The organism is Cytophagales bacterium (genome assembly GCA_019456305.1).
Classification (GTDB): domain Bacteria; phylum Bacteroidota; class Bacteroidia; order Cytophagales; family VRUD01; genus VRUD01.
On the sequence record VRUD01000091.1, the window covers coordinates 1 to 16,814 of the forward strand.

Here is a 16,814-nt window from a genome sequence, read left to right on the forward strand (position 1 = left end):
ACCATCTTAACAATTGAACAATGAAATAATATATTTTATGATTACAATATTGCGTAATTAAATTGTTGCTACACTAGGTACTCGGTACTGGTAGTGATTAATCTCAGAAAGAATTACCAATCTACTTACCGAAAGCAAATAACCCAGAACCCAGTAACCAGAGCCCGGTAGCTGTTCATTAATAGCACACCTGCCCCGACAAAGTCGGGGAATAATAGATTGAAATATAATTTCATTTAAACATTGAAGTTTCGATACAATTTATTACCTTTGGTTGAAAAAAACCACTTAAAATGCCAACTGACACCCTGTTAAATACACAACCTGAAACAGCGTTGCTGAAATCACTCCGAGTACCCAGAGAAAACAATATTCTGCTTGAAATCAATAATTTAAAAACTCAATTTAAAACAGAATCGGGGATCCTCAAAGCTGTTGATGACATAAGCTTTAAAATAAGGAAAGGGGAAACATTGGGCGTTGTTGGTGAATCTGGTTCTGGCAAATCGGTCACTGCCCTTTCGATCATGCGCCTCATACCTCACGCACATGGTTCTATTACAGGTGGTGAAATAATTTATCATTCAAAAAATAATGGCAGCATTAATCTTTTAAAACTTTCTGAAAGAGAGATGAGAAACATCAGGGGCAATGAGATCTCTATGATATTTCAGGAACCGATGACATCTCTAAACCCTGTGTACACTTGTGGTGATCAGGTAATGGAAGCTATTTTGCTGCACCAGAATATTAATAAAAAAGAGGCACAAAACCAGACCATAGAGCTTTTTAAGAAAGTTGAGCTGCCCCGTCCTGAAGTAATATTCAGTACCTATCCGCATCAAATTTCGGGCGGACAAAAGCAACGGGTAATGATTGCCATGGCATTATCATGTAATCCTTCTATCCTGATTGCTGATGAACCTACCACTGCGTTGGATGTAACTGTACAAGACACCATTCTTGATCTTATGCGTAGCCTGAGAGATGAAATTAACATGTCAATCGTATTTATTACCCATGATTTAGGCGTTATTGCTGAAATCGCTGATCGAATAGTTGTGATGTATCCTGGAAAAATTGTTGAGCAGGATAATGTATATGAGATCTTCAGTAATCCGGCACATCCGTATACCAAAGGATTATTAGCTTGCCGTCCGAGGTTAGATATGCAGTTAAAGGTACTTCCCGTAATAACAGACTTTATGAAAGAGGATGAAGAAGGTAACATTATTGAGATTAGAAGTAATCAATTTTCGTCAGTAGGAGAAGCAATCCTGGCAAATTTTGTAAGCGAATCGGAATTAAGAGAAAGATACAATAATTTATTAAAGAAAGAGCCAATCCTACAGGTTAAAAACCTAAAGACCTATTTTCCTATTCGTAAAGGCTTATTTGGGAAACCTACCGATTACGTGAAAGCAGTTGATGATGTAAGTTTTGATGTTTATCCGGGGGAAACGCTTGGCTTGGTAGGAGAATCCGGTTGTGGTAAAACCACGCTTGGCAGAACAATACTCAGACTTGTCGAGCCCACAGATGGAGAAATTATTTTTGAGGGGAAAAAAATTAACGACCTGCATGTCACTGAATTAATAGAGCTTAGAAAAAAAATACAGATAATTTTCCAAGATCCTTATTCCTCGCTAAATGAACGTATTACAACTGGTGAAGCTATCATGGAACCTATGCGTGTACATGGGATAGTTGAAACTGAATACGCTCGTAAAAAAAGAGCTATCGAGTTGCTTGAAACTGTTGGGCTTAGCAAACATCAATTCAACAGGTATCCGCATGAGTTTTCAGGTGGTCAAAGACAAAGAATTTGTATTGCAAGAGCTTTAGCAATCAATCCAAAATTCATTATCTGTGATGAATGTGTCTCTGCACTGGACGTTTCAGTACAAGCCCAGGTACTTAACCTGCTGAATGAGTTAAAAAAAGATTATAATATTACCTATATCTTTATTTCGCATGATCTGTCGGTTGTAAAATTCATGTCGGATCGTATAATCGTTATGAATGAAGGACGAATAGAAGAGATGGGATTTTCTGAAGATATTTACCGGAATCCTCAGAAAGAATATACCAAAAAGCTTATTGATGCTATTCCGAAAGGAAACCTGGATGATATAAGGAAAGCACAGTTGAAAAGACAGGCTTATGTTTAAAAAATTTTAATGTTTTGCCACTAATTCCCTTTTTTAGTGAAAATTCGTGTAATTCGTGGTTATATTAACAATGGGTAGAAATCGTAAAAAGAAAAAACATATTCCTAAGGGAATGAGGGAACCAAATAAATTTTCGGACACTTATATTACAGGACGCGTAGATCATGTTAACCCAAGATTTGCATATATAGTTAGTGAGGAAACTGAAAATGATTTAAAAATATCAACTAAAAATCTTAATGGCGCTTTAAATGGCGATACTGTCAGGGTTGCCGTTTATGCCAAAAAAAAAGATCGATTTGGGGGTGAAGTCCTGGAAATATTAGAGAGAAAGAGAGAGGATTTTGTTGGTAAAATTGAAATCTCCCCGGGATTCGCCTTTGTTATACCTGATGGTAAAAAGATGCATTGTGACATCTTTGTTAAACATGAGGATATCAATCATGCTTCCAATGGCGATAAAGTGATTGTAAAGATCAAAGAATGGCCGGACAAAAGTGTTAAACAAGGGCGCTCAAAACAGCCGAGTTTAGTGGGTATTGTTACACAAGTATTGGGAAAAGCCGGTGAACACAATGCTGAGATGCAATCCATCATGGCAGAATTTGGCATACCTTTCTCGTTTCCTGAGAATGTCATTAAAGAATCAAAAGTAATCTCCTCTCAAATTTCTCAAAAAGAAATAAAAAGAAGACGGGATTTTAGGGATATTACTACTTTTACTATTGACCCTGAAGACGCAAAAGATTTTGATGACGCAATCTCAATTAGTAAATTAGAAAATGGAAATTGGAAAATAGGAATTCATATTGCTGATGTTACACATTACGTTCAGCATGATACGCTTTTGGATAAAGAAGCTTTTAAAAGAGGTACATCAGTATATTTAGTGGATAGGGTCATTCCCATGCTGCCGGAAAAATTGTCTAACGATCTATGTTCATTAAAACCTCTTGAAGATAAATTGACATTATCGGCAGTTTTTGAGCTGGATGAACAGGCCAATATAAAAAATGGTTGGTTTGGTAAAACGATCATTCATTCTAACAGGAGATTTACTTATGACGAAGTACAACAAACCATTGATTCAAAACAGGGTGACTTTGCTAAAGAGATAAATGTATTGAATGATCTGGCTAAAAAGCTTCAGGAAAAAAGATTTAAAAACGGTGCTATTGCTTTTGAAACACTGGAAGTGAAATTCAAGCTCAATCAGGATGGCGTCCCAATTTCTGTGCATCCGAAAGAGAGGAAAGAGGCCCATAAGCTGGTTGAAGATTTTATGCTCCTGGCTAATAAAAAAGTTGCTGAATTTGTATTTAATCTAACAAAAGGGAAAGATAAAAAGCACTTCGTCTATAGATTACATGATTCTCCCGATAAAGAAAAGCTGAGATTATTTGCAATTTTTGCCGGTAAGTTTGGTTACAATATTGATTTGAAAACCAATGGGATTTCAAAATCTCTTAACCAGCTTATTGATCAGGTAGAAGGCAAATCTGAACAAAATGTATTACAAAATATCGCCATTCGAACCATGGCAAAAGCTAAATATGGTACGGATACAGATGGACATTTTGGATTGGCTTTCGCGCATTATACACATTTTACTTCCCCAATACGCAGGTATCCGGATATGGTGGTGCATCGTTTACTTTATCATTATTTAAAAAACGGCAATTCTGTAGATAAAAACGCACTTCAGGAAAAATGTAATCACGCTTCCAAAATGGAAATTGTAGCTAGTGATGCTGAAAGAGCATCCATAAAATATAAACAGGTAGAATACATGAGCAATTATATAGGTGAGCAATTTGAAGGAATCGTTTCAGGAGTTTCAGAATGGGGCGTGTTTGTGGAAATTGTGAAGACCAAATGTGAAGGTTTGGTTAGAATGAGTGATATGTCAGATGATTATTATTACCTGGATGCTGAAAACTACAGGATAATTGGGGAAAGAACAAAAAAAATGATCACACTGGGAGATCTTGTTAAAGTAAAAGTTAAATCTACAGATCTGGACCGCAGGACAATTGATCTGGTTTTTGCGGATTAAGTGTTAATCCTTTTTAATTCTTAGCCCTTCTTTTTATATTATTTTTAGTGTAATTTGTGGTTGTATTTTTATTCGTATATAATTTAAGCATGCCATTTGATATAACTGCCCTTACCGGAATAATAAACAAGGAGATAACATCATATAACTATGGAGATGCTCCCAAAGAACTTTACGATCCAATTCGCTACATCCTGGCTCTCGGGGGCAAAAGATTAAGGCCTCTTCTAACCCTTCTGGGAAATTATCTTTTTTCTGATAATATTCAGCAGGCTATTAAGCCTGCTGTTGGCATTGAGCTGTTCCACAATTTTACCTTAATGCATGATGACATTATGGATGCTGCGCCTTTGCGCAGGGGCAAACCATCGGTGCATAATAAGTGGGATCAAAATATTGCTATATTATCAGGTGACGTCATGCTTATTAAATCTTATGAATTGATCAGTCGGGTTGCAGATGACAAAATTAAAAAAGTAATAGGCCGTTTTAATGAATGTGCCTCAAAAGTATGCAAAGGACAGCAGTTGGATCTGAATTTTGAAAAAGTGCATGATGTGAGTATTCATCAATATATTGAAATGATAACTTATAAAACCGCAGCTTTACTCGGTTTCAGTATTGAGTTGGGTGCAATTATAGGAGACGCTGACGAAAAAGATGCTGAATTACTCCGGGAATTTGGCACAAACGTTGGTATTGGATTCCAGATAAAAGATGACCTTTTAGATGTGTATGCTGAACAAGGCAAATCAGGAAAGAGGGTAGGGGGAGACATCATAGCCAATAAAAAAACATTTTTGCTTTTATTAGCTTTACAAAATGCAAACAAATATGAGTATAAAGCGCTTAACGACTGGCTTAATATAAAGGACTCACAACAGAATGGGGATAAAAAAGTGAAAGCTATTACTGAAATATATGACAGTCTCAACGTTAAAAAAGACACTGAAAAAGAAATGAGTAAATATTTTCAAAAATCATTTGAAACCCTGAAAAAGGTGAGTTCTGACGCAGAGAAGATAACAATATTAAAGGATTTTGCTATTAAATTGATTGATAGAGATAGATAAAAAATGCTTAAAGTGCCTAAAATTTTAGGCACTTTCAATTTTAGGCATTTCTTTAAGCGCCTGTTTCTTTTGCTTCTTTAGGATATTCAAAAAAGACTTCTGAGAAATCCCGGAATTCCATTGGGTTGTCAGGAAAGTTTCTAACGTAGGATTGCAACATTCTATAGCCCTCATCATACCAAAGTATAATTACAGGGGCGTCTTTGATCATAACCTTTTCGGCTTGCATAAAGTATTCATTGGCTTCTTCAATACTATTTGCGTTTAGGGCAGCTTCATATAATTCGTCAAATTCATCGCTGATATACCTTGCGAAATTAGGATATGATTTATCTTCCAGTGATTTTGGTACTTGTTTACCATAAAAAAGCCATAAGAAGTTTTCAGGCCTGGGCAGATCCGCAACCCATCCTATCCTGAAAAACTCAGATTTTCCACTCATAATATTTTCATTATGTTGAGCCCAGGGAACAATATTTAATTCGATTTCGATATTAAGGTTATTATCAAGTTGTTTTTGAACTTCTATTGCTACGTTGGTATTTCTTTCACCTCCTGCATTTAAGTCTAAAACCAATTTAGGAAATCCGTTTCCATTCGGATACCCCGCTTTTGCTAAATAATATCTTGCAGAATCAACATTGAGGGTAAAACCTTTAATTTGATCAATATCATAGTTGTCAAATGTGGGAGGTGTAATACCATGATAGCCCGGTGCAAACCCTTCTCCATTTAGTACAAAATCGAGAATCTTTTCTCTATCAATTGCATAAGAGAAAGCTTTTCGTAGATTTATATCATTGAATAGTTTACCCGTGTTAAGAAATGAAAGAAATTGCGTAGCCATTTCCGGGTGACTTTGCAGGTTATACTCACTATACTCCCCACTTAAATCAGTACCTGCTTCTTCCAATATTTCAATAATATACTCTGTTGGAAGACGATACATCATATCCAGATTACCTTTCTTAAATTCAAACAGTTCGGTCTTTTTATCTTTAATAAATTGAATACTAAGTGCATCCAGAAGGGGAAGCTTATTCCCATAGGCGTCTTTTCCATAATAATTCTTATTCCTTTTAAGAATTACTGAAATATCTTCATCTACGCTTGATAAATAAAATGGCCCGGTTCCCACAGCTTTAACACGAATTTCTAAACCATATTTTTCATACGCCTCTTTAGGAAACACATAAGTATTTGGTCTGGCTAAGCTATAGAGGAAAACAGACGTAGGTTTTGTTAAGGTTAATTGCAATGTATAATCATCAATTATTTTGATGCCCTCAACCTCAAAGTCAGGTTTTTTATCACCTTCGGTTGCGTCGTAATATTCATTTGCACCTAACAGGATATTTTTAAATACATCAAAGCCTTGATTATTGACGCCTTTTGTACATAATCGTGTAAAGGAATATTTAAAATCCTGCGCCTTTAGCTCTCTGCCATTTCCATTGGGAAAGCATGGATCATCATGGAAATATACGCCTTTTTTAATTTTAAAAGTGTAAACAGTGCCGCTGGAATCAATAGTATATTCTTCGGCCAAACAATTTTTCAGGCTCAAATCCGATTGGTCAAATTTTAATAAACCTTCATAAATTTGGGATGCTATACGGTGAGATACCGCGTCTACAATGCTATGTGGAAATAAGTTTCTAAAAAACTCAGTTTCATTACACCTGAATACACCCCCAATATACCTGCCTCCTTTACCTTCTTTGGGAGCATTGCTCCCCCCAAGCTCATTTTCCTGAGTACCACATGAATAAAATATTGAGCTTCCAAGGAATAATGCGACTAAAAACTTTATGAATTTCATAAGTATAGAATTTTAGTAAAGGGTACAAAGGTAAGAATTATTTTATTACAATGCAAGTAATAAGTTATTTTTTTAAATAATCCTTAAAATATTCTATAACCTGCATTTTTAGCAGGCTATCCTGCTCAACTAAGTTAAAATGAGGAAGTTTTTTTACAAGGCGCCAATGAGGCCAACCGTCCTTATCGTGTCCTTCCAGTTCATAATAACCCAAGAGGCTTAATAATTTGCATATTGCAATATGTATCAGGTCTTGTTTTTCTTCTTTAGAATAATTTTTAATTCCTTGTCCTAATTCCTGAACACCGATTAAAAATAGAACCGCATTGAGATCTTCAGGTTTCTTATGAAAAATCCGGCTCAATTTTTCCATTAGCTCATTCCATTTCCCCTCTAATTCAGGGTCAATCCGCTTCATGAATTATTTGTATCTATTTAATGTCTTTTTTAATTTTTTCCCAAAAAGCAACGGCTCTTCTTAAATGCGGGATTACGACCGTCCCTGCAGTGACATTTGCAATAGCAAAAATTTCAAATACTTGATCTTCTCTAACACCTGCCTCTTTACATTTTATGAGATGATATTTAACACAATCATCACACCTTAATACCATTGAACAAGCCAGACCGATCATCTCTTTGGTTTTTGAATCAATACTGCCTTCATTAAATGCGTTGGTATCCAGATTAAACAGTCTTTTGATTATTTTATTGTCAGAAGCTAATATCACTTTATTCATTTTTTCCCTTGACTGCTCAAAAGTTTTTAAATTTTCCATACGAATATGTGAGTCCACTCTAAAAAGTGTTTTTGGTTCTTCCCGAGTACTCGGGACAAAGAGCGCAAAGTTATATACTTAACTAATTGATATTCAATACTTTGCGAACTTTGCGTCTTTGCGAGAAACGATTTCTTTTCAATTTTTTACTTTTTAGAGTGGACTCATATGTATAATACTAAATATACCTGCCTGCCTGCCCGCAAAATGGCAGGCGGGCAGCAGGCAGGCGAATTTATACTAATGTTACTAATGAGAAAACACTATCTAACTGTTTTTCGATGTCTGCTTCTTTATTCGTATCATTAGGGCATCTCTAAAAACTACACCATATATTCCCCTCTATCAAGAGGGGCAAGGGGTGTGTTTTAAAAAATATGTAGTTTTTAGAGATGCCCATTAGTCCCGCCAAAGGTGGGATTAATATCGGGTTAATTAACATCGTTTAGTTGCTTTTTTCAATACTTCGGATTGTTTTACATATCCTTTTTCTTTTTTATCCAACCCGGGAATATTATTGATTTTATACCAGGGCTCAAGTCTTGAAACACTGCCCTCTTCAACAACCTGAAATGTATGTCTTTTAATGATCGTGCCTAATTCGTCTCCTGACTTATTCACTTTCACTGAATGTATCGTTACCGGTTTTAATGATGGTTTTTTATAAATATTAAGATTAAGACTAGATTTAGAAAGTAAGAAATAATAATTATTAGTAAGTTTATCTCCGGCTTTATATAAAAAATTAGCATTATGAATTTTTATGAGTCCCGTTAGTTTAAGAAAGAGCGCGATCACAACCCCAAACAAAAATCCTCCTATATGTGCCCAGTATGCAATGCCTGAGGTCTCAGTGGCTCCAAGCATCGTAGGGAAAAGCTGCTGAAATACAAACCAAAAGCCAATTGCATAAAGTGCCGGCAGTGTAAATCTACCAAAAAGAAAGTAGAACCAGTAGAAAAATTTTATACGGCTTTTTGGGAAAAATACCAAATATGCTCCCAGCACACCTGAAATAGCGCCTGAGGCGCCAAGAGTAGGGATAGACCCTGCCCCTACGGACAGAGTTAATGAATAAACAATAGTAGCAGCAACTCCTGCGACAATATAAAAAATAATATAAAACCCATGGCCTAATGTGTCTTCAATATTATCACCTGTGATCCATAAAAAAAGCATATTACCAAGAAGGTGAAAAATATTTGCATGTAAAAACATAGAGGTGAACAAGGCTGTGAAGGTGGATTTTTCAGGGATATAGGCATATTCTGTCCAAATATTGAGTATTTCATTTTCGGTTTGAAAATTGACCATTAAAAAAATAATTATATTTATACCAATAAATGAGTAATTGATATATGGAATTTTTGATTTAGGGTTGATATCTCCGTATGGAACTACCATAAATGTTGGGCATCTCTAAAAACTACACCATACATTCCCCTCTATCAAGAGGGGCAAGGGGTGTGTTTTAAAAAATATGTAGTTTTTAGAGATGCCCTGTTAATAATCTATATTATATTTACGGGGATTTACCTTGCAAAGATATAATTAAAAAGGTAAATTAACCTAATTTCTATCCCGAATACTCCCCCCCGAGTAGAGACGCCCAATTTGGGCGTCTCTACTCGGGGGGACAGGCGGGATAATTATCGTTAACCTCAAAAGAAAATGTTAGCTGATTTTATATCAATGGTATTTCCTGAATATTGCTATGCCTGCAACGAGTCTTTGGTAAAAGGAGAGCAATATATTTGCACGCATTGCAGGTACCAACTGCCCCAGACAGATTATCACAAAAATATTGATAATAATCTTTTCAGGAGATTTTGGGGGAAAGTTCCATTAAAGTATGCTCTATCGTACTTTAAATATATCAGGGGTGGTAAGGTACAGCAGGTTTTACACAAATTTAAATATGAGGGAGTAAAAGAATTAGGCGAACTTCTTGGCAACTGGTATGGCAATATTTTGGTACAACATAAATTTAATTTAGCATTTGATATTATTATTCCTGTGCCGTTACATCAAAAAAAATTAAGAAAACGGGGATTCAACCAGAGCGATATGTTTGCAGGGGGATTGTCAAAAATGATGGACGTTGAATGGAGCCAGCATATTATGAAGCGGGAAATTCTGAATCCTACGCAAACCAACAAAAAAAGATATCAACGCTATGAGAACGTAAAAGGGATATTTAAAGTAATAGCGCAGGAAAAGATCACCAACAAAAGAGTTTTGATAGTAGATGATGTGGTTACCACCGGTTCTACACTCGAAGCCTGTGCAATGACTGTTCTGGAGAATGGCTGCAAGGAAGTTAGTATTGCAACCATAGCAGCAGCACAATGAAAAAAGTTGATCCCGATACTCGGGAACAGCAGGCAGTTGACAAAAGTTACCAATAGCACCCGGGTTCTCAGAGTCAATTGGATTTTTGTAACTAATCAGTCAATTATATGATTTAATAATTTGTTCCAGCTCTTATCATAGCACATCTAAACCCAATATCAGCAGTGGAAGAGTCCTCGTCTAAAAATCTTCTTGTACCTGGCGACATCCAATAGGCAACGTCTCTCCACGAACCTCCTTTAAACACTCTCACGTGGTCGTCAATTAAAGACTGAAACCCTTCTTTATCATATTCAGTTTCTTCATCAAGGAAAACCCTCCTGGGATAGAGGTGTTTGGTATAATCTACTTCTGTGTTATTTCTTCTGAGTGGGTTGATGTCGTCCATATCTTCAAAAGCTAAAGTTCGGTAAACATCCAGCACCCATTCACTAACATTACCTGCCATATTATATAATCCGTAATCATTTGGAGGATACTGATAGATCCATGCTGTTATCATAGCCCCGTCATTTAACTTACCTGCGATACCGGCATAATCACCTCTGCCTCTTTTGAAGTTAGCAAGAAAATTACCCATTTCACTGCCAAAAGGATTTCTCAAAGCATGACCATCCCACGGATATAATCTTTTATGCGTTTGGTTCTCATCGAGCCATTGAACGCCTATCAGCGCCTGTGCAGCATACTCCCATTCAGCTTCGGTTGGAAGCCTGTAATCAGGAATTACCAAGCCTGTTTCGATAGGCATTTCTTCAGCTCCCGGGGGTAATTCAACACCCGACAACTGGATAAGATTTCTTCTAACTACCCCGCTTCTCCATTTACAGTAATCAGCAGCCTGGAGCCACGAAATACCTACTATGGGAAAATACCTGAAACCAGGATGCCTTAAATAGTATTTCACATAAGGATCATTAAAGGCTAATTCGCTTCCCCATACAGTTGTATCGGGCAGGGCTGATTGAAAAAATTCTTCAGAGGAATCTTTTGCTACATTAAAAAGATATTCGAGCCAGTGTATGTTAGCAACCTCAGTTTCATCCAAATAAAAAGAAGCAACAGTAACGGTTCTTTCTGTATTGTCATGGGTTTCAAGCATTTCCTGCTCAAAAGAACCCAGTACCGTTCTTCCTCCTTCAATATAAACCAGGTTGGGAGCTCCGGGCGGGGTTATATAATCAGGCACCTGGTAACCACCTTCTTCATTATAGGCTATTCCTGTTACTGTACTTCCGGATCCAGGGCTCCTGCTTGTAGGCCCTGAAGCGCCTCCCCCACATGCAGAGAATAACACTGCAGCGGAAAATATAAAAGATATACCTTTTAATAAATTCATAACTGTTTTCATGATTTTAATATTTAAGTTTCTTAAACGGGCGGCAATATAAATATTGTTAATTTAATCCACAAGTTTTTTATAAATTAATTTTATGAGTACTTTGAAAAAATAAAACTTCCCTTTGAAAACGCACAGATTTTAAAAATATTGTAAAGCCTAAAAAATGTTGTAAATGCTTTAGTACGGATATGATGGATTTTTGTTTAAATAATATACCTATAAATTAAAACGAGTCTCTTGTTGTGATGTCAGGTAGTCTCCTCTATTTACATTGAATACCTTTTAGTCGGCAATCGGCAGTCCACAGTCGGCAGTCGGCAGTCCACAATCAACAGTCCATCCCGAGTACTCGGGAGCAGTCGGCAATTGTTTTTTGCCGACTGGGGACTGTAGATTGCCGACTTTTCTCTTAAGGGGGGGTATGGGGGGTGTTCCACCTGACATGCTATTCCTGTTATTCAAATATCAGTTTTCCTGTAAATGTTTTATCATTATCACTTATTATTCTGTAAAAATACATTCCGCTTCTAAAACTCTCTCTTGTTATTCTAAGCGTATTCGTCTTGATATCCTTTTGAGAGTGAACCATTTGCCCATTGACGTCATATAGCTTAAATGATCTGATCTTACTATTTATATCTCTAATTCTGATATAAATAGCCTCTAAAGAGGGGTTGGGATACATTAACACCATATTAGTTCCCGGCAATTCGTATTCCTTAATGCCTGTAATGCTGGAACCAAAGAAATAAACCGGATTGTTTGCCTTTGTATTATCCATCCCATACGCCTGGTAGGCTCTGTCTACCCTTAATCTTATTTTTACATCCGTTTCAAGTAAAGTATGCCCTGCTGCTAATTTTGGATTGCCTACCCAAAGCAATTCATTATAAAAATCTTTAATTACAAAAGCTATAGTAGGGCTTATGACACCATTAAGAAGAGACATTTTACTATAAATTAATGAATCAAAAACATATTCCAGACTATCTCCTCCATCATACTTAAAGGGTGTAATATATATATAGCTCCTGGCTCCATTAGCAGTTGTATCAGGTTGCCAAATAAGATCATTACCATTTATCGCATCGTCCTGACTGGATTCTGCAAACGCCAAGCTTAACCTTATCCCTTTATCAATATCAATGGCATACCCCGGAAACCATCCCATACCATAAGACACACTATCTCTGTATGGAGATAAAGTACCGTCAGGAAGACCATCTTTACCAACAGACGGGACGTCAACATTCTTTAACAACCTATTGTTCAAATTAGTGCCTCTTTGAGGAGCTACCTGTAAAACAGGGCACCTCGTCCATTTACTTATATCGCTTGTAATCACAATGTCCACATTATTGAGATTATATATCTTTCTTGTTCCAATCTGATACCAACTGCCATTATCACCTACTCTAGCAGCTATATGGTATGGAGCCCAGGTACCATTCAACACATTTAAATATACACCAACAATATCGAGAGCAGTTTCTAATGGAAGCAGCCAGGCTATATCCTTATTGCTAACCCCATCTAGCCATTTCTTTTGTGGATCTTGAAATTCGATTGCAGTACCTTCAATCTGAAAAGCATTGCGCCCACCTTCAAAATACCGTATTTTATACCCTGGATTACTCGCATGAGCAGTGTGAATAGCTATGCCATATTGAGAAATCAACTCCTGAATTCCCTCTGATATTCTGTATTGTGCATAAATAGTATCATTATTTGTAACATTAATTAATTTCCAGTAGTCGTTGGCTTTATAATCAATGGATACGGCACTGACAGATGAATTCTTTACTGAAAAGGGTACACTTCTTATAGCATATTTTACAAAAACATCTTGAGGGCCAAATGGACCAGCAACCTGAGCAAAACTATCAATTTCTAAAACAAATGTTCCTCCTTCAGATTGATTTAGAACTTCTATATCTAAAACACCGTTTGTAACACTATCCTGAACTATTCTCCTTATAATACCCTCTCCTGGTAACTGCGGAAATGAGCTTTTAACTGTTGGTGAGGTTAAGAACGGAAAATTTCCTGCAATGATCGTGTCGCCTACATTAAAAGTACCCGAAGTGTTTTCATAGGCAAGATAAGATGACAACTCCAACCTGAAGTCATTGCCTGATAAGGCAGATTGGTCTGTAACGGTAATATTTACCGGAGCAAACCTGGATTTATAGACAGGTTGTGTTACATAATTGTTAGTTAAGATAGAATCAATTGATTCATTTGATAATTCCAAAACCCTACCCATATTGCCAGTACCTGTAATTCTTTTAACAGGCAGCCCTGTATCCGGATTATCAGGATCATTCGGATCAATCCAGGGATAGACAGGAGTAGCGCAAATAACTTTTACATTACCAAAGCCACGTACATAAGAAGTATCAGTAGCCAAAGGGTCAGCGCTTGCATAAGCAATCACCATATAATAATACATTTTATCGACCAATGGATTACCGGTAAAAGCATCAGTAGTTATTGTAACGGTATTTTGTAATCCTGAATTTGCCCCTTTCACCATAGTCTTATAAACATAAGATTGTGAACCAAAATCCCATACTAAATTACTCAACGTATCAATTCCATCAGCAATATCACTTTGAGCAACTTCCAAAGCCGAAGTTGTATCATCCAAATCTGCTAACGTTACATATTGATTAGCTAATTGAAATACCTGGTATCCCTGGAAAGTATAAATTCTATTTCCGCTGCCTTCCTGGTGAGTTATCGTATTAACCTGTATTGGCACATCATTTAAAATGGAAATGTAATTTTGAGACAGAGTAAACTGAAGTATGATCGTGCTATCGGTTTGATCCGTTATATCGGGCGCTGCAGGTCCGTTAAGTTTTACAAAATTATTATCAAACATCAACTGGATAATATCATCTGCCTCTCTTAATTTTTCTACGGAAGCAAAAACGCCACCGGTTGAGGCCTTGGCCCAGGGTACGGCAAATGTAAAATCTTTAACAGAGCCGGGTAATACCGTAACAGGCCCGAAAGACATAACAAATCTTCTGTCTGCAGGAAAATTTCCTGCCGTATTTTCATCCCAAACAGGCATTGATATAGGATTTGAAATCGATCCGCCAACACCCCAGCCATAAGGATCTGTATCACCGGGAAACATAAAGTCACAAAGAGGATAGGCTTGGTTAGTACCATCCCCTCCGTCATAAGTTAATTTTGTGCCATCTTTCCATATACCCTGTAAATAATTGTAAATATGCTGTGCACTTTCAGGGTTTCCATTAATACTAAAATCGTTATTGTAATAAACAAATTTTGACATGATAATTTGCTCACCGGCCTCGTCTGTTACGCCATCCCTGTCATTATCAGTACTATCACCGGGATCGGCTAATATCCCTTTAACAATATCTATCCCAATGGCAGGAGGATTTAAGCCATACCCACTTACACCTTCATCATAATTATCACCATTATAACAAAATCCCATACCCCTCTCCACATCGCAACCTACATAATCATCATCAAATTGTCCTATATCCGGGTCAACCCATTGTCCGATATAGGTATCATTCAGTGTTTTGCTCCCTTTATTAATGATCTTATAATTATAGAATGTAGCATTATTCAATGCATTACTGGCACGAAAGGCAAACGCTTCAATTTGAACTTCTAAACCAATAGTTGGAGTTAAAGGTGATTTAATACCTCCAGCGTCATTAATTACCCACCATATAGACTGGTCACCCATAATGTCAGGATAATCCCCATCTAATGGGTTATAGTTTCCATCAACATTTACATCCACAAAAGGCGCTAAAGGCTTATTCATGTCACGATCTGTAATATTTGGATTATTCCTTGAAGGCCAATAAACTATTTCATCAGGAATATCATTAATTGAAGTTATTGATCCTTGCAGGTATTTATATCTAAAAACATAAACAGAATCTTTATTTATTTTATAATGATTATCCCAAGCCAAACATTCAGTATCTGAAATAGCGGCAGTATCGTTTAATGCTCCGGGCCAGAAGCTTAGATCACCACCCTGCCTGTATTTTTGAGAAACAACGTACAACTGCCCGCCAGGATCAACCCCACCCAGCCACAATGCTCCGGCAAACAAAGAATGTTTTGGAAGTTGTGTGGAGTCACAGGAAAATGAATAGGGAACTTCATACCCCGCATCATTAAGGTTCCACCATAGATCTCCAGCATTTAACATTGTTGCCCTCACATTATTGATGTCTAATAAAGCGAGAGAACTTGGCGGTGCACATAAAGCCATGCTCTTGTTATCAGCAGCATAGCTATTGTTGCTCTTATACCGGATAGTATCAGAAATTTCCCGTGCCAAAATAATTTGAAAAAAACCTGTTATAATGGCTATTAATACTAATAAGAAGGTTCGGTTTGTTTTTTTCATGATTGAAATGGTTAATACTTACTATCTAATTTTGCTAACTGTACTTTGATCTCTTTAATATCACCAACAATGCCATTAGTTTGGCCTTCAAGATAGTGCACTTTTTCAGCTATATTTTCTAATGATAATGCCATTGATGTTTGTTTATTAATTAAAAAACAAATCTATACATTATTACACAGATTAATATTGCTACGAATATTCATACTAATTTATCTATTTCTTTTTTATCTGCAATATCATCTTTGATAGAATATATTATTATAAAAAGAAATGTACCAATTAGAAGCATACCTAAGATAATAGCGAATATAATTTTTAAAGTCATAGTCTTTTTATTCTTTTAGTTATTTTTTTAATACTTATATAAGTGCGTATAAAAGCAACACTTACAAAAATAAGAAATATAAATCCAATTACAAGTAAAATTAAAACAATTTTATTACTATAAAAATCATCCCGTAATAAGAAACTTACAATTCCAGTAGTTAATCCACCTATAAAAAATGAATATATTTTAAAAAAATCTCTTTCATTTATTAATTCTTCTTTAAGTGCTTCCATAATTTTTAAGGGGATTATATCACTAATTTTTTTTATATTATTTTTATTTTTTAATTTTATCCAGAATTTATATGCGGGGTTAGTGGCATTTTTTCTTTTTTAACACGTTCACTTCGTTCAGTGCATACTTTTTGGAGTGGACTCTTCATTTAAATAACGACTTAGTGTAGCAACAATTTAGTTTTGCAACATTAATTTGTAATAAATAGATTCTTTCGTTATTAATCAACAAATGGTT

At 36.1% G+C, this 16,814-nt stretch carries 11 protein-coding genes; 4 read left to right on the forward strand and 7 right to left on the reverse strand.

Annotated elements, in window-relative coordinates:
* Positions 1-293: 293 nt before the first annotated feature.
* From FVQ77_15320 to FVQ77_15330, 3 genes are all read left to right on the forward strand, one after another.
* On the forward strand, positions 294-2,171 hold the full coding sequence (locus FVQ77_15320) for an ABC transporter ATP-binding protein (GenBank protein MBW8051674.1): 1,878 nt from the start codon (positions 294-296) through the stop codon (positions 2,169-2,171).
* A gap of 70 nt (positions 2,172-2,241) precedes the next feature.
* Entirely contained in the window at positions 2,242-4,227 is a 1,986-nt protein-coding gene (rnr, locus tag FVQ77_15325) for a ribonuclease R (protein ID MBW8051675.1), read from the forward strand.
* An 89-nt stretch (positions 4,228-4,316) separates the two neighbouring features.
* Entirely contained in the window at positions 4,317-5,300 is a 984-nt protein-coding gene (locus tag FVQ77_15330) for a polyprenyl synthetase family protein (GenBank protein MBW8051676.1), read from the forward strand.
* A 52-nt stretch (positions 5,301-5,352) separates the two neighbouring features.
* On the opposite strand, the gene FVQ77_15335 is transcribed toward FVQ77_15330, so the two are convergent.
* The 4 genes from FVQ77_15335 to FVQ77_15350 all read right to left on the reverse strand — a co-directional run bounded on the left by FVQ77_15335 (position 5,353) and on the right by FVQ77_15350 (position 9,305).
* Positions 5,353-7,122, reverse strand: a complete 1,770-nt coding sequence (locus tag FVQ77_15335) for an ABC transporter substrate-binding protein (GenBank protein MBW8051677.1) — start codon at positions 7,120-7,122, stop codon at positions 5,353-5,355.
* A gap of 64 nt (positions 7,123-7,186) precedes the next feature.
* Positions 7,187-7,540: a hypothetical protein gene (locus FVQ77_15340; GenBank protein MBW8051678.1), complete on the reverse strand. Its 354-nt coding sequence runs from the start codon at positions 7,538-7,540 to the stop codon at positions 7,187-7,189.
* Between the two features lie 13 nt (positions 7,541-7,553).
* Complete coding sequence (locus tag FVQ77_15345) at positions 7,554-7,901, reverse strand: carboxymuconolactone decarboxylase family protein (GenBank protein ID MBW8051679.1); 348 nt, start codon at positions 7,899-7,901, stop codon at positions 7,554-7,556.
* 435 nt (positions 7,902-8,336) lie between these two features.
* Complete coding sequence (locus FVQ77_15350; protein MBW8051680.1) at positions 8,337-9,305, reverse strand: rhomboid family intramembrane serine protease; 969 nt, start codon at positions 9,303-9,305, stop codon at positions 8,337-8,339.
* A gap of 267 nt (positions 9,306-9,572) precedes the next feature.
* Between FVQ77_15350 and FVQ77_15355 the strand changes: the two genes are divergently transcribed.
* The gene (locus tag FVQ77_15355) at positions 9,573-10,253 is read left to right on the forward strand and encodes a ComF family protein (protein MBW8051681.1); all 681 of its coding nucleotides are present in this window, start codon (positions 9,573-9,575) and stop codon (positions 10,251-10,253) included.
* A 112-nt stretch (positions 10,254-10,365) separates the two neighbouring features.
* On the opposite strand, the gene gldJ is transcribed toward FVQ77_15355, so the two are convergent.
* From gldJ to FVQ77_15370, 3 genes are all read right to left on the reverse strand, one after another.
* Positions 10,366-11,604 (reverse strand): gliding motility lipoprotein GldJ, encoded by a 1,239-nt coding sequence (gene gldJ / locus FVQ77_15360; protein MBW8051682.1) that lies wholly within the window; start codon positions 11,602-11,604, stop codon positions 10,366-10,368.
* Between the two features lie 445 nt (positions 11,605-12,049).
* Entirely contained in the window at positions 12,050-16,012 is a 3,963-nt protein-coding gene (locus FVQ77_15365) for a T9SS type A sorting domain-containing protein (GenBank protein MBW8051683.1), read from the reverse strand.
* A 324-nt stretch (positions 16,013-16,336) separates the two neighbouring features.
* On the reverse strand, positions 16,337-16,576 hold the full coding sequence (locus FVQ77_15370; protein MBW8051684.1) for a hypothetical protein: 240 nt from the start codon (positions 16,574-16,576) through the stop codon (positions 16,337-16,339).
* Positions 16,577-16,814 lie beyond the last annotated feature (238 nt).